The sequence below is a fragment of the Catenulispora sp. MAP12-49 genome (genome assembly GCF_041262705.1).
Lineage (GTDB): Bacteria > Actinomycetota > Actinomycetes > Streptomycetales > Catenulisporaceae > Catenulispora.
In genome coordinates this window covers 1-18469 of the sequence record NZ_JBGCCP010000050.1, presented here as the reverse complement: position 1 = coordinate 18469, position 18469 = coordinate 1, and the positions used below count along the sequence as shown (strand labels likewise).

Below are 18469 nucleotides of genomic sequence, written 5' to 3'. Positions count from 1 at the left end.
TTCGCAGAGCCCTCATCATTCGTCGACCGGTTTGAGAGACCCGGCGTGACACTAGAGAACGTGGACTACGCGCTTGAAGGCGCGGAAGTCCCCACGATCGCGTTGCAGTTCTGGCGGCGACACTTTCATCTCCGAACCGGTGACCGTTCGATGGGCCCGGTGGAGCCATGGTCGATGCCGCTGGACCTGGCCGCGCTACTGTGGATCGACCACGCATTCCCCTTCCAGATGGCTGTTCGGCCGAATCCGAATGCACGGCACCCGATCCCGGACTTCGACCAGACAACGGGCTAGCCATAGATTGACAGTTCCGACAGTCCCGGTGACCCAGGCCCAGTCGTCCAACACAGACGGGGTTTACCCGCCCAACAGTCTGGCTGTCCCATCCAGGAGTCCACCACCTCACCGACGGCCATACTGAGGTCAAACGCCTCAGTACCGTTCTCATCGACAGGCATCCTGGCTTCGTGTTCAACCTCGTTGGGTCGCCACGACGGGTCGCCGACGATCACCGTCCGGACCGCGGCGGGGTCGATGACAAGCGCCTCGACGCCAGACTCGCAGGGGATACGCCATTCACGTTCGTGTAGCCAATCTGATGGCCGGTCCGGATTCGAGTCGAGTCGGACGGCCCAAGTCTGTAGTCGAGGGCTAAGCCCTCTGACCTCGGCCTCATATTGCGATCGAAAATGCCAGACCGGGGCGCCGCCCTGGTCGAACACCCACTGCCGGTCCAGAACCAGACCCCAGGGTTGGAATCCCTGCTCGCCAATGAGGTACTCCAGGCCAGCGAACGTGCTCTCGGTGAAGCAGACAGCGGGCAGCCCGCCAGAATACGTCACGGACGGCCATAGCTCACCGGTTGTGAGGATGCTGTCCAGCCTCTCTTTCGGACTGAGTTCCCGGATGGACTGCGCCACCATCGCTGACTCCCTAGCGCGCCCCGTGAAGTGCGTCAACGAGTCCGACAGATCAGGATGTTCGGCTGGTCTGAGTTGCCAGGTCGCCATGAAAGGTGATCTCCCCTAAGGACCGCCGTGGCCTGCTACCTGCTCGGCTGAACAGGCGACTGCCCGTACCCTGATGCGCGTAGCTGCCAGCGCGAATCCGGTCGGGGCCTCCCGAAAGAATACGACCGGTTTCGAATACTTGCACTCCACCAGCTTATTGATTGTTGTAGGTTCTCGTGTTGGGTTGCGCCTTCTCACTGATTCTGCGCCCACCTTGCGCATGCGCAAGGTCGGTGAGAATCGCATCGCCGATGGGGTCGTCGGCGGGTCACTCGTTGGTGTCTGATGGCTGGGCTGCTGGGGTGACCGCTGACGTGTGCCTGCGCCTGTTGATCGTGGGACGGCGTGATGGTCGTCGTATGAGCCTGGTGCGCAGTGGGTCGCGGGCGAGCGCGGAGCGTTCACTCGATACCGTGGTTCTGACAGAGGAGACCTTGTGGCCCTTTCCGCGCATGTGACCATTGCGTCCGGCGAACTCCCCGCGCTCCAAGCGGCCATGCGCGACGCGCAGACGGCCGCCGCTGACTACTACGGGCAGACCGCCCGCAACAACAGCATCGACGATCTCGGTACGCCCGTGCGTAGGTTCCTCGTCGCCGCTCAGACCGTCAACGATCTGCTGACGAACAGCGTGAGTGACTCTGTGACATACGGCAGCATCACGAGCTCAGGTAGCCACCCCGGCACGGGTGTCATCCGAGGCGTGAAGTACGTGCGGAACGTTGCCCAGCACCTCGCCCACGTGATTCGCCCCAGGGATGAGCACGTGCTTATCGGGGGCATTCTCGGTCTGCGAATCTACACGTTCTGGGATGAAGTACCTGCCACAGTGCATGCCCAACTGCGTCCGAGCACGCAACAACTCAAAGCGGACTACGATGCACTGTTGCTGGGTAAGAATGTCACCGACACGATGCTCGATACTCTGAGCTTCTTCTCCGACGTCGCCCCCGATATCTCTCACCGGGACCAGCGGGGTGAGTGGACCGGATTCCCACTGATGAGCCAACCCGGCGTGAGCGATCGTCTCCACCCTGAGGAACCCTCCGACGAGAAAGCCGCGCGCGCATGGCTGGACGAGCGCCGGCCCAACGGCGACGTGCGAGTCATCTGTGGCCAGCTCACTGTAGGTGGGACTCGGTACGTCCTTGGCCACACGTTTGTAGGAAGACTCTCCTACGCGCCGTTCGTTGAGACTGCGGAGCAGCTTGGTCGCGATGTAGCAGCCGGGTACCCGTACGTCGTGGGTGATGTCTTGGCGAACACGGTGGACCGCACAGAGGACATTCAGCACGTGGTTCAGGGCGCGGTGTTCGAAAGCCGTGATGACATCGCGACGTGGACGACGCCTGTTCCGAGCAGTGGCTGGGATGAGGACTGGACTGACGAGAGGACGGCAAGCTACTGGCGCGGACCGATGGAGGTGGAGCTAGGAGAAGGCATCCCCAGGAGTTTGTCGTACCTCATACGTCGGGCGCGACGCTTGAATGCCGTCGTGCCGTACTCGCCGTAGTCGCCGCAGACTCGGCCCTACCGGGTCTGCTCGATGTGGCCTTCGAATTGGTGTCGGGCCGCTGTAGGTCACGCGCGTCTCTAGCACCGTCCCCTCGCTCGAAGCAGACCGCGAGATGCTGCTTGTGGCCGAAGAAAACGAAAGATCAATGAGAAGGAGCGGGCGAAAAGTCGACGAGAAATTCGCCATTCGCCCAGTTCGCATCAAGATCGAACGAAAAGGATCTTGAGATCCTACAATTGTAGGTTCCCGCTGAATCTTTCGCTTTCCCACAGGGCTTGCGCCCGAGTTGGGCCTACGCAAGATCGGTGGGAATGCTGCAAACGCGCCGATCGTAGGCACGGCCGCCGACGTCGGTCGCGCGCCGGCCGTGGCCCCGGTGTGGCGGCTTGTCGGCGTGGCCGGGCATAGTGCCGCCCATGCTTCCTGGACTTGCGGACATCGACTGGTCGTCCATGCACCACGCCTCCGGCACCGCCGAGGAGGTGCCGAAGCTGTTGGAGCAGTTGGCCTCGCCCGACGCCGACGTGCGGGACAGGGCCCTGAGCCGCTTTTGCAGCGCGGTACATCACCAAGGCGACGTAACGAGCTGCACCGTGGCTACCCTCCCGTTCCTACTCGATTTGGCTAGCGACATCGCGACCCCTGACCGGCCCGCGATCGTCGCGCTGCTGGTCAGCATTGCTGAGGCGTCGTCTACAGCTATAGCGAGAACTACGTCGACTACGACGGTGTCACACTGTCAAACCGCGACTTCGGTGCCGATCTGCTGCGCGAGCACGCTCCGACCCTCGGCCGAAACCCGCTCCGGCGCGAGGAAAGCAACAGGACTATGCGACGCGGGTGCCGACAACTTGCTGGGAATCAAAACGGCAATGCAGGCACAGGCCTGAAGAGCAACGGCTGCAACGGGAACCTAGAAAATTGACGAGTAGCACACACTCAAACCAAAGCTCAGCAGTCCCAAGTCACAAACAGCGCAACCAATGAGCCAAGCCCTTGAAGATTGCGACCCCGGCAGCAGACGCGAGCCCTCGAAGGGCGTTATGCAAGATCAGTTTCTTGTACTTCTTCGCCTGGCCTGGCCGCCTTCGGCTTAACGCCCGCATTTCCGGGAGATCCGCCATGTTCTTGTCCTCAGATACCACGACCGCTCCTCGTCGCTAAACGCGTCAGCGTGATGCAGATGACGCTTACGCTCCATCGCCAACGAGCTTAGGCATTCGGCAGGTCCAGAGAAGCCACTTTGCTGCCGCATAGCCAGCGGATCCGGTGTAACCTCCGCGAGAGCCATCAGATCTGGTGTAACTTCCGCAGGACGCACCTAGCGAGGTGTATTTTCCAAGGGTGGAGTTCACTGAACCAGGCACCATTGACGATCTTGTAGAGGACGCAGCCAGGGCTGGCTACTCTGTCACTCCAAGACTTGTGCACGACTGGGTCTCGAAAGGGCTGCTAGACCGTCCGAAACGCCGCCGTACAGGGCGGACCGGTTCCGAAAAGGGGCTGTACGACGATTTCCAACGGTCACTCTTCCTGGCGGAGCTGAAAACGCGGTCCGCACAGCCCAGAATCTCTGAAATCGCACAGCTCCCACTGATGACGTGGATGTTCGACGGCCACTTGGTTCCCACACGGCAGGCGCTCCGCGCAATCCTTACCTACGTCGGAGACCCTAGAGGTAGCAAGCAGCAAGCGCTTCAACAAGCGCGACGCCTAATCGAACCGCTAAGCGATCCGCGGCTAGGAACCACCCGCAACCGGCGAGAGCTGCTTTACGCGGTACGCGACACGTTTTATGTTGGCCATTGCAACCGAGATCTTCTCCTAGCCAAGGCAGCGCCGCTATTTGAGCCAAGGGACCTCTATCTGGAGGTTTCTTACTCGCGCGGCAGGTCGTTCTGGGATTCGGCCGAAGGCTACTTGTTCGAGCTTGAGTGCCGCGTCGCTGCAGGCCGATTCGTCGCAAGTGGATCGTTAACCACAGAGATCATGGAAAACGCCCGGGGAAACTGGAGAATCATCCTGGGCCATCTCACCGAGGCCGAGCTTGTGCCTTTAGCAGTAAGTGGCTTGATGAATATGCTGGGCATGTTTGCCCTAGACTCCACGATTATCGGACGCGAGCCGAAGTCGCCACTCTCCTGGCCACGAAGCAAACGCCCCGCCGACGCAACGAAGGATCGCGACCAGCTGGGTGAAGGGAAGGAAAAAGCAGTCCTGAACCTCATGGCCGCGCGAATGTGGGGCGGCCATTTTGCATAGCTGAGCGGTCAGGATACATGGACGTAGCCGCCCGCGCTCAGACAACTTACCGGAAAGCGCCAAGGTGAAGCAGTTAACCGGTCGGAACTGGCCCCGGAGTGCATCCGCAGCGATCACAGCGGAAACAGCCACGATTGCTCTTCTTACCCCTATTCGTCGGTCGCCGTTAGGTCATGTGGGCGGTGCCACAGTGCCCTAAGGCGGTTTCCAAGGCCAGTGAAAGCTTGGTCGAGTTCGTCCTGCAGGTGCGTCGGTCTGCCCAGTTGACCAATATCCAGGGCTTGGATCAGGTAACTGCGCAGGGAGGTGTCGCGATAACGAGAGGAGGCCCAGCCCTCGAGCACGTCGGGGAACGTCGCCCCGCGCTTTTCACTCAGTGCTTCGCAATTCTCGAGATCCTCCAAATCGATCAAGGCGAAGTCAGCGATCGTCCTGGTGTCCTGGAGCAGGTTTTCGGCGGCAAGGCACTCTTTGACGTAGCGACGGGTCACTGGGTTGATCGGGAACTGCCCGCCGCGCACCGCGACTGGGACGACCCGTCTCGCCGGCGCGGTCAATGGCGAGTTCAACGGCTGGGGGTCACGCGCTAGGTTTTTTGCCGAGACATCCAGCTGCCGGGCCTTCTTGATGAAGATCCGTTCCACGTCGCGCTTGAACGCGGCGATGTCGCCTCCTTCACGAGTGGGGACGCTGGCTTCGGCACTGACCACCTCGGCCAAGACAACGACCCGGCCGAAGTCGATGCCAGTGTCGACGTTCCTGGTGCCAGGAAATGCATCCTGCAATGTTTCCTCGGTGAAAAACGTGTCGCCACCGCCAATCAAGGCCGGTGCGAGTCGCCGGATCTGGTCTTCGACCCTGCGCTCAATCATCTGCCCGTAGATCTGAGTCCAGCGCACGCGTTCCGTGTCGCCGTGAACCGCCTTTTCGTGATCGTGGACGAGCCAGTACAAGCCGCGTGTGATCCGCTCGACCAGGTACTGCTCATCGAGCACAACCACGTCGTTACCGATGCGGACCATCGGGCGGTCCTGGATCGGCAGCATCTGCCAGCTGCGGGTACAGCCGGACAACTGGTCGCCCAGCCCGTCGAGCGTCCAGGCGAACCTCGATAGAAATGTCTCGATCGTCGCGCGATCGATGGGGATGTTGGTGAAGGCGTTGACGCGGACTGGGCCGTCTGGCTTTCGTGAGATCGCATGAGCGTAGTAGGCGAAGCCGAGGGCCGTCAGGTCGCCGAAGCCGATCCCTGCGGCTTCTTCCAGCATCTCCGGCGGAGATTTCCGCATCGGGATCCCAGTGACGCGGGTCCCGTAGTCGTTCCACAGCGACCAGGTACGGGCTAGTGCAGATCCGGGATCCCCGACCGCGTTGAAGTAATTGTTAGCGACCATCTCCATCGCCAGGGTCGCCGGCATACCGGCGAATCGCTCCTGATCGGAGTCGCGCTCGCGCCCCATCTCTCCGGCCGCCAAGTGGACCAATACCACGGCGGCCGTCTCGACATCGATGTGGCGTACCACGGTGTCGATGTCGTCGGTCGCAGGTGCCTGCGTGTGGTTTGTGACTAGTACGTCCCGCAAGGCCCTCAGTACACCTTGCCGCGAGAGGAAGGACCTTGGCTGCCCATCGAAGGTTCCATCCATAGCTGCGGAGACGAAGGCCGCCATCTGAGGACTGATCCGGGAAAGGAACTTCTCGAAGTGATGCTTCATGTGCTCGTCGTTGAACATGGCGTGGTTCAGCGCCGCCAGCACGCAGATGAGCTCTTCGCGCTGGTGCTGGCGCACAATGGCCACACGCCACTGCTGGGGATTCCACGTGGCTGCGGCTTCTGTCGGAATGCCGATTGCGGCCGCGGCCGGATCGAGGTAGTCCCTCGCGGTTAGGTAGACCTTCATCAGGTCTTCGGGCCACTCGGAGTCGGCCGGCACAGGAACAAGCCCAAGCAACGGCGCGGCCCAGGATCCATCGGGAACGATCAAGCCGCTTCCCGACGGCTGGGCGGTCGCCGGCGATGCCACCGCAGGCACGAATAGGCCATGGCGCTGGGTCATCTGGCGGTCTCCGGGGTCGTGAGCTCAACGGTCGCTCCCACAGTGGCCTGGTTCGAGGCGCCGCGTCGCATCCGGTAGTAGAAGCTCGGCACGCGCGGCCCGGTGCGGCGCAACAGGAATGCCGAGTCCTGGATACGGCGGGTCTCGGCGACTGGCAGGGTCGCCGGGTCACCCCCGTACTTCTCCCACAGGTCGTGGATGTCGTTCTCGGACTGCTCGCGGGCAACCGAGTGCAGGCGGTGCTCATGAGCGAGCTCAGAGGTGTCCAGAAACGCCGGCGCGCAGGGCAGAAAGATCTTGATCAAGTAGTCGGCCAGTGACAGGTCTTTGATGATTGCAACTGCGAGGCCGGCGGTAAACCAGGCCAGACCGGCGGCCAGGATGGCGTTGCTGTAGGAGCGGTGGTCGCTGCGACTCCAGACCATGCTCTGCCGCTGGCACAGCAGCACATCTGCAGGCCACGGGGTGTCGCCGAGGTCGATGCTGTACCAGTCGAGGTAGCGGTCGTGTTCGGAGATGTGCTGGGCGGCCCGAACGATGTCGTCCGGGGATGGCGGGCGGCCGGCGAGAGCCTGGTTCCACGGCAGGTAGAACAGTTTGGTGTCGTAGAGTTCGTGTGCGCGCACCGCGTCGCCGCGGGCGTGCTGCTCGAGTCGGGTCAGCACGGTGCGACCGATGACGAGCCATCCGGCGCTGACGGCCGCGAGGATGTCGGTGTAGGAGGGCACGAACACGGCGAGCACCGGGGCGACGGAGGCCAGCGCGAGCGTGCCCGTCGCGCGCAGGCGCCGCCACCGCTGCGCCGCGTTGTACAGGTGGCTGTAGGCGCAGAGTCTGCGCAGGTGGTCGGGTTCGTTCTGCCGGGTGCTGATGTCAGCACCCTGGCCCGGCGACACCGGGTAGCCCTGGCCGGTCATGACTTCGCGAACAGCGGGCCAAAAAGCCGCTGCCACTCGGCCAGAGCCTCGCCCGTCCGACCGGCGCCGTCGTGCTGGATAGCCCGGGTGCAGGCGGCCTCGGCTGCCTTCAGCGCCCGGCGGGCCGCGGCCATCTTGGCGGGGTCGGTATCCAGAACGTCGGAGACGTCCGGGCCAAGGCTGGCCGGATCGGGCCAGCCTTCGTCGATGCGGTCGGCGGCCGTGGCGAAGAACTCCCGCAATTCATGCGGGTGACGGCCGGTCCACGGGCCGGAAAAGATGTCCAGAGCCATGACCTCCAGCAGGAAACCAGGCTCGACCGGCGAGCCGTTCACTTGGTTCCACTTCTTGATCATCTTGATGAGCGGCTTCCACTGCTCGTCGAAGTCCTTGTTCGCCTGGGTCGCCAGCTCGGCGTGGATCCGCGGGTTGGTGGGGATCCAGCGCCCCAGCACGTCGTCGGGGATTAGGTAGTTGTCACCGTCGGCGAACGCAGGCACCACGTCGAAGGAGATGACCTCGCCTTCCAGGTCGCCGACTATGTCGACGCCGAAGTCGACGCGCACCGCACGCCGGTCGCTGACCACACGGCCCGGGTAGTAGGGCTCGAGGATCCGCACCACCTCCTTCAGGATCGCGCCAGGGTCGCGGTTCAGAAAGTTCGTGTCCCGCAACACCACCATGATGTCGATATCGCGCAGCGGCTTGGTCTTGGTGTGGCGCCGATAGGACCCTGCCAGGAAGTCCTCGACGATGTCGAGCTCGCGGGCCAGTTGTTCGCGGATGCGCTGCTGGCGGGAGCTGGCGGTGCTGTTCTCGGTGGGCGTGGTCTCCAAGCGCGTGCGGAACTTGCCGAAGGCGTCGTCGACAGTGGTCATTTGCTGGTCCTGGTGTAGTAGGAGAGCGCGGCACCGATCACGCCGCCGGTGATCGCGGTGCCGGCGGTGCGCCGGGTGAGGTGGTCGGTGGACCGGAACTGGGTGCCATCCCATCCGGGCACGGCGGGCCGGCCGGGCTTGGTACTGGCGATAAAGGTGTACCGGCACTGCGCGGGGTAGACGCCGTTCTTGCGGACGACGTAGTCGATCATGTCGGGGTCCAGCCACAGGTCGCCGTCGGAGTCGGCGCCGTAGTCATAGTCGATCGTGAAGTCGAACCGTCCCACCAGGCTTGTGGCTGAACGCTCGCGCGGATCGAAGACCTCCAGGACCAGGCCGGTCAGGTGCTTCGATTGGAGCCAGGTGGTCACCCCCGCCTCAAGCACCTCCCACTGGTCCACCAGGTGCACAAGGTCCAGTCCGCTCGCCCGGATGATCTGCTTCAGGCTGCGAATCATGTTGGCAGCGACGTGTGTGGTGGCGTATGTGGTCGTGTTGACCCGGACGCTGGTAGTCACGCTTAGCGGAGCTCCTCGAGGTTGACAATCAGGGAGCCCTGGGCGGGCTCCATGAACTTGCCGGTCTCGACCGGCGTGGTGAGGTCCCGCAGTGAGATCCAGGGGTGCCTGCTCAGAGCGCGGCGGAAGTCGTCGATGTCGTCAACCCCGCACGGCACGGACATCGTCCACTCCCGGCCAGTCAGCGACGGCACAGTCAGGGGCGTCTCGCTTTCCAGCGCCTCCGGGACGTCGGGGCCATGGACCGTGTAGATACGGATCTGCGGGCCTGTGGCGGGGCGCACGACGATCGGGGCGTCGCGCGTGTACTCCTCCGAGATGATCGCCGAGCACGCGCCTGTGACCGCCGACAACGCAGACCGGGCGTCGCCCTGCTCCGGGGCGAGCAGGGCGATGATCGCGTGCCAGGTCTGGGTCGAAGTGCGGGCTGGCACGGATGCGATGCGGCGAGCTGTGACGCTCACTGCGCCTCCCTCATCGCCTGCAGCACGGCCAGCAGGTCCTCGCCGCTCACGTTGTCGGGGTTCCCCAACGCCTCCGGGCGCTGGGCGCACGCCGCAGCCACGGCCTTGCGCAGCCTGCGGCCGTCGATACCCTCCGACATCCGTGCGGCCGCGTCCAGAGTGCCCGAGTCGAGCAAGGGCTCGGCTCCGGGGAAGGCGGCTACGACCGCGGCAGCACTGTGCTCCAAGATCCGCCGCCGGATGTCGCGGTCTGGCAATGGCACGGTTACCACCGTGTCGGCCCGCGAGGTCAGAGCCGGATCGATGGCCTTCGGGAAGTTGCTGGTCGCGATGATCAGTACGTTGCTGTTCTGCCGGGCCAGCCGGTCAATCCCGACCAGGGCCGCGTCGACTGCGCGGTGGACGTCGATCGGATTGGCCTCCATCGACAGTGCAGAGCGGTCGGTAGCGAGCGTCTCGATCTCGTCGAGCAGCACTACGAGCGGCCCCTCGGCCGCGGCTTCGGCGAGGGTCTGGCCGAACAATTGCTCGACCGAGCGCTGGCTGCGCCCCAGCGCGGAGCCGGCCAGCGCATGCGGGTCGACCTCGATGAATCCCCACTCACCCAAACCGCCGATCGTGCGGGCCACCTTGTCCGCGAGGCCGTGGGCCGCGGTGGTCTTGCCCACACCCGGCGCACCCGTCAGCAGCACGACGCCGTGCAGCGGCATCGCCTCGAACGGCACCGCCCGGCGCAGGTGGAATTTCGACACCACCGTGCGCAGCAGATGCTCTTTGACGTCGGCCGGGAACTCGATGCTCGCCCACGCTTCGGCGAACTGCTGGTCCGGTAGGGCCCGGACGTCGGCGATACCCGGCAGCGCGACATCCGGCAGCATCCGACGCCGCACGGAAGAGAGAGGGTTGACCATGTGTTCACTTTCAGTGAGGGCCCGATCGCGGGCATGCCGGATAGCCCAGGTCGCCCGCATGCCGCGTCGGCCTTCACAGCGAAGCGTACGCGCAGTACCGTTCAAGGTACAACCGGTTTTGACCGAGGGGCGATCCGGATGGCGCTGTGCGATCGCGATACCGTTCGCTACTGGGCGGTATGACGAGGAAGGGAGATCGCGCCAGTGGATGAACCAGTTGACGTCTCCGCGCTGCAGTGGCTCGTCCAGCGCCACCGCGCCGACCGCGGCCTGAGTCTCCGCGCGGCGGCCGAGGCGTCCGGGGTGCCATTCAACACGCTGGCCAGAGTCGAAAAGGGCCACCTGCCCGATCTTGCCAACTTCCGACGGATCGTCGAGTGGCTCGGGCTGCCTCCGGAGCGGTTCTTCGAACCGCCGCGCATCCGCACCGAAAGCACGCCAGAGATCATCGCCTACTACCTTTCGCGCGACCCCAACCTTTCAGACGCCGCGGCGGACCGCATCGCCAGCTTGGTCCGCGAACTCTACGACACCATGGCCGAGCCCGAAAACGCGATCCAGGTCCATCTCCGTGCCGCTAGCACCTTCACCCCGCATGCGGCACGCGCGCTCGGGGACCTGCTGGAAACCATCCAAGCCAAACTCGAGTCAGGCTTTCACTCCCCTGCCATCGCTGAGGACAGGTAGCACCGTGCGACGAGGCTTCAAGACCGAGGCTGAGCGCCTAGCCGAGCGGCAGCGCGCCCAACTCGGGCTTCGACCCACCGACCCCCTCAAGATCATCGATCTTGCCAAGAGCCTCGGCGTCGAGGTCTACAGCGCCAGCGAACTGGTCGGGCGCGCAGCCTTAGAAAAACTCGAGGGCCTACAGCCGGGCGCCTTCTCCGCGGCGACGTTCCATCTGCCGGATGGCAGAACCGTCATGGTCTACAACCCGCTCAATGAGCCAGGCCGTACAAACAGCGATATTGCCCACGAGCTGGCCCACGTCCTCCTCGACCATCGACTTCGTGAACTCCAAAAGATCGGGGGACATACGTTCTTCGCGTGTGATCCTGAGCAGGAAGAGGAAGCAAACTGGCTGGCTGGTTGCCTGCTGCTGCCTCGTCCCCTACTGCTCCGAGAGGCATACTCAGGAGCCGATGCAGAGAAAATTGCCGAGCGATACCAGGTCAGCGCGCCCATGGCTCGCTTCCGCCTCAACGCCAGCGGCGTCACACTTCAAGTACGCCGGTCTTCACGATCGCGCGCTTAATCCGCACCCGCTTATACCAGTATTGAAGAGCAAGTAAATGTGGCGCAGGATTCCTCAACACCCTGCTGTAACCGCCGCCCGCTCTTGAGTGCCATCTCGAACGCAGTCTTCATGGCGCCGCAGGTACCGCTCGGAACACAGGGCGCGTCGATGAGCCCGACCACGATAGTGGTCTTCTCCGCGGCCCGCCGCTTGTCCTTGGCGGCTTTTCGTTCGGCCCGAAGTCTCCAGGGCCGTGGCTCAAAGGTCTGTAGATCGGTCTGAAGTGCCTGCTGGAGCCACGGTTGTCATTCGCGATCACCCAAGACCCGTGCTCAGGTCCGGGCACGGTGTCGCGCTCTCAGCGATACCTACAGCTGGCAATCTCATGCCGTGTCATAGCCGCCCGCGCTCCACACGATGCGGCGGAAGCTCGCCACGGACATCACCTGGCCGGTCGGCACCTCCAATGGAGTACCTACAGGGAAAAACACCCCTCCGCAACGACGACAGATGCAGCCATGGCTCCAGACACCCACCGCACGTGATTGGCCGCTACGGATTCGGCTGTTCCGACGGACACGGGCCACGACTGCCGCCAGGAATCCGATAAGCGGAAGGGAGAAGAAGGCAGGCACCATCCAGGCACCGAAGTCGTACGAGCCCTTTTGAAGCCCGTTCGAGCTTGCCGGAGCACCGTGTCGCGACACTGTCAATCCGAGCCACACACCGACCACGAGCACAGGCACGAAGAACAGCGCCGTCGCCAGAAAGCCACCTACGCGTCGAAGCGCTGGCGCCGGCGCGAGCGCACTGGCTAGAGCGGTAATGGTGGCGCCTTCGTGAATGCCGTAACCGTACGCAATGCGTCCCGCAGCGACTCCAATGGTCGCGGACGTGCCGCCGTACCAGCCCTGGCCTTCCTGGTAAGCGGCCGGTACACGTTGCACCTGCTCGACCTGGCCACAGCCCGGACAGCAAAGCTGTGACGGAATCGACTGCCCCACGGCCCCCATAGCTACCTCCTGCAACAATATCCGCAGGTCAGCGACCCGGACTGAGAACTCTATCTATTGGGTACGCGAATCCGAAAGCCTGTCCCCACGGCGACTGGAGCGGCGGAAAAGGGTGTGGGCGTGAACCTTGAGGGGGTTCACGCCCAGAGCTGACCGCCTACAGCCTCATGAGCGATCCCCGCTCAAGCGGCTCCCAACTATCCGGCGGCGCGCAACAGTGCGACCACCAAACCCTGACAGCTCCTGGTCTCGTCTCCGAGATAAGGCCGGTGAGGTAACAGCCGCACTTGGCCTTCCTCGTCGAGTGCCAGCGCCGGCCGATCCAGGACTCATCCGGAGTCTCGGCGTACCGGTCGTAGATGCGGATAGCGCGCATCAGTAGTCTCCTTCAATATGCGGTGGGAAGTTACTTGGTTTTGCCGGTCACATCGTTATGTCTCGGCCTCGTAGTCGGGGGTCGGGAGCTTGGCGTAGAGGTCGGCACACAGGGCGTCGAGTTTCTCGTAGAGCGCTGCTATGGCAGTCCACTCCGCTCGGCACTCCGCCGGGATGTCGTCGGCGGTCAGGCCCCAGTCGAGCGCTCCGCAGATTCCCCCCTCCCAGTCGATCTTGTCTCGCAGGTCCGCCGCTGTGTTCAAAGGGAAGATCGGCACTTTGTGTCCTCGTGGTTGTTGCGCGCCATGGCTGGCGCCTGTGGGTAGTCGGCCGGTAGGGAGGGGGTGGGCCTCGCCATGGCCACCGCGCCCACCACACAATCCGCTGCACCCGACGCGTCAGAACGTCGGAGCGGGCGCCAACGGCTCGGGCGCAAGGTGGAGGTCCGCCACTGACGTCCACTGGCGCGTCCGGATCCCTAAGAGGAGGTAAGCCCAATCATGACGACGCCCGGTCCGTAAGCCAGGCTTGGAGGTCCACGACGTCGTATCGACAGTGCCGTCCGACCTTGTGCCTTCGAGGCCCCGTACCTTTCCAGTTCATCTGGTAGAGGGTCTTCGCCGAGATGCGCAGTACGCCGGCCGCCTCGGCGTGGCTGAGGAGAGTCGCCACACGGCTGTTGGATGAAACGCTCACTTCGCGATCCGTTTCTTGTAGTGCGGTTGCTTCGGTTGTGATGCGCCCGCCCGAGCGCAAGCGCCTTGAGTTCGACCTCTGGCGCCGCACTCATCGCTCTGGGCTTCGGCATCGGGGTTCCGGCACGGGCTCGAGCACCCGCTCGCTGAGCCCAGGCATGCACATCAGCCGGGTTGTATCGCCTGTATCGGCCGACCTTGAATGACCTAGGGCCCGTGCGCTTGTAGTTCATGTGGTGGAGGGTCGCGGGAGACACGCCCAGGAACTGGGCGGTCTCTTCGTGAGTCCAGAGCCGCTGGATAGCAACCATGAAGGCTCCTGTGTAGATTAGACATATTTTAGAGTCGTTTTGGCGAGCTCTGGCGCTACTCTGACAGTGACTCTTGACTTGTGTCAACCAGGATGCATATCTTGTCGATATGACACAGGGATCAGATGCAACGCCATACCCATCCACGATGGCAATGAGCGTCAGCGACCTTGTCGCGAGCAGGATTCGGGACGCGCGGAAGCGTCGGGGGTGGTCAGCGGATCAGCTGGCTGAGCAGTGTGCACGTGCCGGCTTGCCCGTAACACGTTCGGTGCTCGCCAACATCGAGAGTGGACGCAAATCGGCCGACGGTACGCGCCGACGCGACGTCACGGTCGACGAGCTACTCGGCCTCGCAGCAGTCCTCAATGTCCCTCCGACCTATCTGCTCGGGCTTTCGCGGGAGACTGGCGCAAGCCAGGCAGTGGCGGTCACGTCCACAACGGTGATCACTGACCCCGACCTACTGACGCAGTGGATTCGGGGCGACCAGCCGTTGCCGAACGGGGATGCGCGGACGTACTTCTCGACAGCCCTGGAGAGCAGGGCAGTCGCAGACCCGTCCCGAGTCATAGACGAGCTCAGACGAGCAGTCCTTCAGGACCGCGCGAAGGAGCTAGCCGACCAGTTCCACGCCTCGGCACAAGCCGTCGCGGAGCAGGCACATGCACAGGTGAGCGCCGTGATCGCCGAGGTTGGCGGTGCGCTCGCGACTGGCGCGTCCGTGGAGGACGTCCTCGGCCTGCTCAGGAAGGCCAGCGAAGAGCTGAAGCACAACGATCATCCTGCCGAGAGCTGACATCTCGCGGCAACAGAGCGAAGACAGAAAGGCACAGCATGGCGCACGTAGCCACCTATGGTTCAGGACGGTCAAAAACGAAGACGGACGCCCCATCAAGGTAAAGACCGATCGATACGGCGGCACGGGGAAACGGTGGCTGGCTCGTTGGGTCGATAACAACGGCGACCCCAAGTCAAAGGCCTTCGAGAAGAAGATCGACGCCGAGAACCATGTGAAGGCGGTCGACACCGACCTCATACGGGGCGACTACTTCGACCCGGAAGCCGGGAAGATCCTGTTCTCGAACCTGGGCGAACGCTGGCTCTCCTCCCGTGTTGTCGATCCAGCGAGCCAGATCCGATACAGAAGTGTGTACCGCCTGCACGTTGAGCCGAAGTTCGGCAGGCGGCAGATCCGGGCGGCCAAGCCTTCGGAGATCCAGGCTTGGATTGGTGAGCTGTCGCAGAAGCACGGCGCCTCAACGGTCATCACGGCCTTCCAGATCCTGCAGGGGGTCTTGGACCTGGGTGTCGCAGACGAGGCCATCAAGAGGAACCCCGCCAAGTCTCCGATCGTCCAGGTGCCGAAGTGGATCGGGAAGAAGATCATCCCGTGGACTGACGAGACGCTCGACTTCATGATCGACAGCCATCCCGACCATCTTCGGGCGATACCCGTCATCGGCGGCGGCTGTGGGATGAGGCAGAAGAACGACAAGGAGCGCACCGTACCCCTGCCCGAATGGGTTTCGCAGACCTCGCGCATCCACATCGCCAAGTTCAAGCCTCGACCGCTCACGCTCCCGTGGGAGAAGCCCGACGGCAGACTTGTCACGCACAACGTTCTCTTCCGCTGGACGGACGACAAGGTTCTGCGTGCCCGGCTGTACAACGAGATGATCTGGCGGCCGGGCCTCGTTAAGGCGGGGATCGCGCCTGAGCCGAAGAAAGACAAGCGCGGTCGGAAGCGATACGCCAACAACCCGCAGGATGGCATGCACGCTCTCCGCCACTACTACGCGAGCGTGCTCCTAGCGGATGGCGTGTCCGTCCGGGAACTCGCCGAGTACCTCGGGCACTCGGATCCCGGATTCACGCTCCGCACGTACATCCACCTTCTGCCCGACTCCCATGAGCGGGCGAAGCGAGCCATCGACGGCCGGCGGTTGCGTCTCCGCAAAGTCTCTGACGCAACATAGACGCAACAGCCCGGGAAAAAGCCTCTCGTACTCCTGCGCAGACCGACCGTCGATCGACCCGAATAACGGCAAACTACAAGCTCAGACCACCAGCGAGCACCTGACGCGCCATCACAATGCGCTGCACCTGGTTGGTACCTTCGTAGATCTGCGTGATCTTCGCGTCCCGCATCATCCGCTCCAGCGGATAGTCCTTCGTGTAGCCGTACCCGCCGAGCAGCTGCACCGCGTCGACCGTGATCTCCATCGCCACGTCGCTGGCGAAGCACTTCGCCGCCGCGCCGAAGTACGTCAGGTCGCTGTCGCCGCGCTCGGACTTCGCCGCGGCGGTGTACGTCAGCTGGCGGGCCGCCGTCAGCTTCATCGCCATGTCGGCGAGCATGAACTGGATGCCCTGGAAGTCGGCGATCGGCTTGCCGAACTGCTTGCGCTCCTTGATGTAGTTCGACGCGTAGTCCAGCGCGCCCTGGGCGATGCCCAGGGCCTGGGCCGCGATGGTCACGCGGGTGTGGTCCAGGGTGCGCATCGCGGTGGCGAAGCCGGTGCCCTCGGCGCCGATCATGCGGTCGGCCGGGATGCGGACGTTGTCGAAGTAGACCTCGCGGGTCGGGGAGCCCTTGATGCCCAGCTTCTTCTCCGGGGCGCCGAAGGAGACGCCCTCGTCGCCCTTCTCCACCACGAAGGCCGAGATGCCCTTGGACCGGGCAGTGGGGTCGGTGACGGCCATCACCGTGTAGAACTCCGAGACGCCGGCGTTGGTGATCCAGCGCTTCACGCCGTTGAGGACGTAGTGATCCCCGTCACGGTCGGCGCGGGTCTTCATGCCCGCCGCGTCGGAGCCGGCGTCGGGCTCGGACAGGCAGTAGGAGAACATCCCGCTGCCGGCGGCCAGGGGGGTCAGGTACTTCTGCTTCAGTTCCTCGGAGCCGGACAGGATCACCGGCATCGAGCCCAGCTTGTTCACCGCGGGGATCAGGGAGGAGCTCGCGCATACGCGGGCCACCTCCTCGATCACGATGCAGGTGGCCAGGGCGTCGGCACCCTGGCCGCCGTACTGCTCGGCCACGTGGACGGCCGCGAGGTCCGAGGAGACCAGGGCGTCCAGGGCCTCCTGGGGGAAGCGGGCCTGCTCGTCGACGTCCGCGGCGAAGGGGGCGATCTTCTCCTCGCACAGCGAGCGGACCGCCTCACGCAGGAGGTCGTGCTCCTCGGAGACCTTGAACAGGTCGAAGTCGGCGGCCATGGCGCGCTCCTAGGGGTGAAGGTACTGGGTACCCTTGATTATCCACACCGGGTGCCACCGATACCCTGTGGTACGCACCACAAGTGCGGCATGAACCGCAACACCGGAACCGGAGGCATCGGTGATCGAACGAGTCGGAGTGGTCGGCGTCGGCCAGATGGGGTCGGGCATCGCGGAGGTCTGCGCACGCAGCGGGCTGGACGTGATCGTCGCCGACGAGAACGCCGAGGGCCTCAAGCGCGGGCGCGACCGCATCGCGGTGTCCCTCAAGCGCGCGGTCAAGGCCGGCAAGATGAGCGAGCAGGACGCCGAGGCCGCGCTGGGCCGGATCCGCTTCACCGAGGACCTGCAGGAGTTCGCCGACCGGCAGCTGGCGGTCGAGGCCGTGGTCGAGATCGAGGACGTCAAGACCGCCGTGCTGGCCAAGCTGGACCTGATCCTGCCCGAGGACGCCATCCTGGCCTCCAACACCTCCTCCATCCCGATCATGCGCCTGGGCACGGCCACGACCCGGCCGCACAACGTGGTCGGCGTCCACTTCTTCAACCCGGTCCCGGTGCTGAAGCTGGTCGAGGTCATCCCGTCGCTGGCCACCAGCGAGGACACCAAGGCCCGCGCCGTGGCCTTCGTCGAGCAGCTGGGCAAGCAGGGCGTGGTCGCCCAGGACCGCGCGGGCTTCGTGGTGAACTCCCTGCTCATCCCCTACCTGCTGGCCGCGATCCGGATGGCCGAGGGCGGCTTCGCCTCGGCCCAGGACATCGACTCGGGCATGGTCCTGGGCTGCGCCCACCCGATGGGCCCGCTGGCGCTGTCCGACCTGATCGGCCTGGACACCGTCAAGCTCGCCGCCGAGGCGATGTACGAGGAGTTCAAGGAGCCCCTGTACACCCCGCCGGCGCTGCTGCTGCGCATGGTCGAGGCCGGACGCCTGGGCCGCAAGGCCGGGCGCGGGTTCTACGAGTACCCGAGCGTCTAGCCGGACACAGCTCTAGATGATTGAGTCCGAAGGCTGGGCTGGTCGTGGGCCTGCGTGACGGCATGGCGAAGGGTGTCGTTGTCTGTGTGTGAATACCGACCTCGACA

19 protein-coding genes and 1 pseudogene are annotated in these 18469 nt (G+C 64.0%); 8 read left to right on the top strand and 12 right to left on the bottom strand.

Annotated features, from left to right (window positions below; all coding sequences use genetic code 11):
• Nucleotides 1-60 precede the first annotated feature (60 nt).
• A complete protein-coding gene (locus ABIA35_RS45155) occupies nt 61-294 on the top strand; it encodes a hypothetical protein (RefSeq protein WP_370362094.1) in 234 nt (77 codons plus the stop codon).
• Here ABIA35_RS45155 and ABIA35_RS45150 read toward each other — a convergent pair.
• Nucleotides 291-923: a hypothetical protein gene (locus ABIA35_RS45150; protein WP_370362093.1), complete on the bottom strand. Its 633-nt coding sequence runs from the start codon at nt 921-923 to the stop codon at nt 291-293. The two genes, ABIA35_RS45155 and ABIA35_RS45150, sit on opposite strands and share 4 nt — an antisense overlap.
• 523 nt (nt 924-1446) lie before the next feature.
• Here ABIA35_RS45150 and ABIA35_RS45145 point away from each other — a divergent pair.
• A complete protein-coding gene (locus tag ABIA35_RS45145) occupies nt 1447-2523 on the top strand; it encodes a hypothetical protein (protein WP_370362092.1) in 1077 nt (358 codons plus the stop codon).
• A gap of 1347 nt (nt 2524-3870) precedes the next feature.
• Nucleotides 3871-4788 carry a hypothetical protein gene (locus tag ABIA35_RS45140; RefSeq protein WP_370362091.1) on the top strand — a complete coding sequence of 306 codons (918 nt, stop codon included), beginning with the start codon at nt 3871-3873 and terminating at the stop codon, nt 4786-4788.
• Nucleotides 4789-4937: 149 nt separating this feature from the next.
• On the opposite strand, the gene ABIA35_RS45135 is transcribed toward ABIA35_RS45140, so the two are convergent.
• From ABIA35_RS45135 to ABIA35_RS45110, 6 genes are read right to left on the bottom strand one after another with little or no spacing between them, the layout of a single operon-like run.
• A complete protein-coding gene (locus ABIA35_RS45135) occupies nt 4938-6845 on the bottom strand; it encodes a hypothetical protein (RefSeq protein WP_370362090.1) in 1908 nt (635 codons plus the stop codon).
• A complete protein-coding gene (locus ABIA35_RS45130; protein WP_370362089.1) occupies nt 6842-7762 on the bottom strand; it encodes an S-4TM family putative pore-forming effector in 921 nt (306 codons plus the stop codon). Before ABIA35_RS45130 ends, ABIA35_RS45135 begins: the two co-directional genes overlap by 4 nt.
• On the bottom strand, nt 7759-8640 hold the full coding sequence (locus ABIA35_RS45125) for a CBASS oligonucleotide cyclase (protein ID WP_370362088.1): 882 nt from the start codon (nt 8638-8640) through the stop codon (nt 7759-7761). The genes ABIA35_RS45130 and ABIA35_RS45125 overlap by 4 nt, the downstream gene beginning before the upstream one ends.
• Complete coding sequence (locus tag ABIA35_RS45120) at nt 8637-9158, bottom strand: HORMA domain containing protein (RefSeq protein WP_370362087.1); 522 nt, start codon at nt 9156-9158, stop codon at nt 8637-8639. The genes ABIA35_RS45125 and ABIA35_RS45120 overlap by 4 nt, the downstream gene beginning before the upstream one ends.
• 2 nt (nt 9159-9160) lie before the next feature.
• Nucleotides 9161-9592, bottom strand: coding sequence for a hypothetical protein (locus ABIA35_RS45115; RefSeq protein ID WP_370362086.1), 432 nt, complete (start codon nt 9590-9592; stop codon nt 9161-9163).
• Between the two features lie 26 nt (nt 9593-9618).
• Complete coding sequence (locus tag ABIA35_RS45110; RefSeq protein WP_370362085.1) at nt 9619-10533, bottom strand: AAA family ATPase; 915 nt, start codon at nt 10531-10533, stop codon at nt 9619-9621.
• A 204-nt stretch (nt 10534-10737) separates the two neighbouring features.
• Here ABIA35_RS45110 and ABIA35_RS45105 point away from each other — a divergent pair, with 204 nt between their 5' ends.
• Nucleotides 10738-11220, top strand: a complete 483-nt coding sequence (locus tag ABIA35_RS45105) for a helix-turn-helix domain-containing protein (protein WP_370362084.1) — start codon at nt 10738-10740, stop codon at nt 11218-11220.
• A gap of 4 nt (nt 11221-11224) precedes the next feature.
• Nucleotides 11225-11788: an ImmA/IrrE family metallo-endopeptidase gene (locus ABIA35_RS45100; RefSeq protein ID WP_370362083.1), complete on the top strand. Its 564-nt coding sequence runs from the start codon at nt 11225-11227 to the stop codon at nt 11786-11788.
• Between the two features lie 365 nt (nt 11789-12153).
• On the opposite strand, the gene ABIA35_RS45095 is transcribed toward ABIA35_RS45100, so the two are convergent.
• The 4 genes and pseudogenes from ABIA35_RS45095 to ABIA35_RS45080 form a co-directional block, all read right to left on the bottom strand.
• A complete protein-coding gene (locus ABIA35_RS45095; protein WP_370362082.1) occupies nt 12154-12783 on the bottom strand; it encodes a hypothetical protein in 630 nt (209 codons plus the stop codon).
• A gap of 431 nt (nt 12784-13214) precedes the next feature.
• Nucleotides 13215-13436: a hypothetical protein gene (locus tag ABIA35_RS45090; RefSeq protein WP_370362081.1), complete on the bottom strand. Its 222-nt coding sequence runs from the start codon at nt 13434-13436 to the stop codon at nt 13215-13217.
• Nucleotides 13437-13656: 220 nt separating this feature from the next.
• Nucleotides 13657-13830 (bottom strand): helix-turn-helix transcriptional regulator, encoded by a 174-nt coding sequence (locus ABIA35_RS45085; protein WP_370362121.1) that lies wholly within the window; start codon nt 13828-13830, stop codon nt 13657-13659.
• Nucleotides 13831-14008: 178 nt separating this feature from the next.
• Nucleotides 14009-14164, bottom strand: a pseudogene (locus tag ABIA35_RS45080) (helix-turn-helix transcriptional regulator); the annotation flags it as partial.
• Between the two features lie 154 nt (nt 14165-14318).
• Here ABIA35_RS45080 and ABIA35_RS45075 point away from each other — a divergent pair.
• Nucleotides 14319-14963: a helix-turn-helix domain-containing protein gene (locus ABIA35_RS45075; RefSeq protein WP_370362080.1), complete on the top strand. Its 645-nt coding sequence runs from the start codon at nt 14319-14321 to the stop codon at nt 14961-14963.
• A 214-nt stretch (nt 14964-15177) separates the two neighbouring features.
• On the top strand, nt 15178-16143 hold the full coding sequence (locus ABIA35_RS45070; RefSeq protein ID WP_370362079.1) for a tyrosine-type recombinase/integrase: 966 nt from the start codon (nt 15178-15180) through the stop codon (nt 16141-16143).
• A gap of 73 nt (nt 16144-16216) precedes the next feature.
• Here ABIA35_RS45070 and ABIA35_RS45065 read toward each other — a convergent pair whose 3' ends face one another.
• Complete coding sequence (locus ABIA35_RS45065; RefSeq protein WP_370362078.1) at nt 16217-17386, bottom strand: acyl-CoA dehydrogenase family protein; 1170 nt, start codon at nt 17384-17386, stop codon at nt 16217-16219.
• Between the two features lie 121 nt (nt 17387-17507).
• Here ABIA35_RS45065 and ABIA35_RS45060 point away from each other — a divergent pair, with 121 nt between their 5' ends.
• Complete coding sequence (locus tag ABIA35_RS45060) at nt 17508-18362, top strand: 3-hydroxybutyryl-CoA dehydrogenase (RefSeq protein ID WP_370362077.1); 855 nt, start codon at nt 17508-17510, stop codon at nt 18360-18362.
• Nucleotides 18363-18469 lie beyond the last annotated feature (107 nt).

What these genes read in the sequence shown, in the direction of transcription:
- ABIA35_RS45075 (WP_370362080.1), top strand. Translation starts at nt 14,319, where the DNA reads ATGAGCGTCAGCGACCTTGTCGCGAGCAGGATTCGGGACGCGCGGAAG.
- ABIA35_RS45130 (WP_370362089.1), bottom strand. Translation starts at nt 7,762, where the DNA reads ATGACCGGCCAGGGCTACCCGGTGTCGCCGGGCCAGGGTGCTGACATC.
- ABIA35_RS45065 (WP_370362078.1), bottom strand. Translation starts at nt 17,386, where the DNA reads ATGGCCGCCGACTTCGACCTGTTCAAGGTCTCCGAGGAGCACGACCTC.
- ABIA35_RS45110 (WP_370362085.1), bottom strand. Translation starts at nt 10,533, where the DNA reads ATGGTCAACCCTCTCTCTTCCGTGCGGCGTCGGATGCTGCCGGATGTC.
- ABIA35_RS45125 (WP_370362088.1), bottom strand. Translation starts at nt 8,640, where the DNA reads ATGACCACTGTCGACGACGCCTTCGGCAAGTTCCGCACGCGCTTGGAG.
- ABIA35_RS45150 (WP_370362093.1), bottom strand. Translation starts at nt 923, where the DNA reads ATGGTGGCGCAGTCCATCCGGGAACTCAGTCCGAAAGAGAGGCTGGAC.
- ABIA35_RS45095 (WP_370362082.1), bottom strand. Translation starts at nt 12,783, where the DNA reads ATGGGGGCCGTGGGGCAGTCGATTCCGTCACAGCTTTGCTGTCCGGGC.
- ABIA35_RS45135 (WP_370362090.1), bottom strand. Translation starts at nt 6,845, where the DNA reads ATGACCCAGCGCCATGGCCTATTCGTGCCTGCGGTGGCATCGCCGGCG.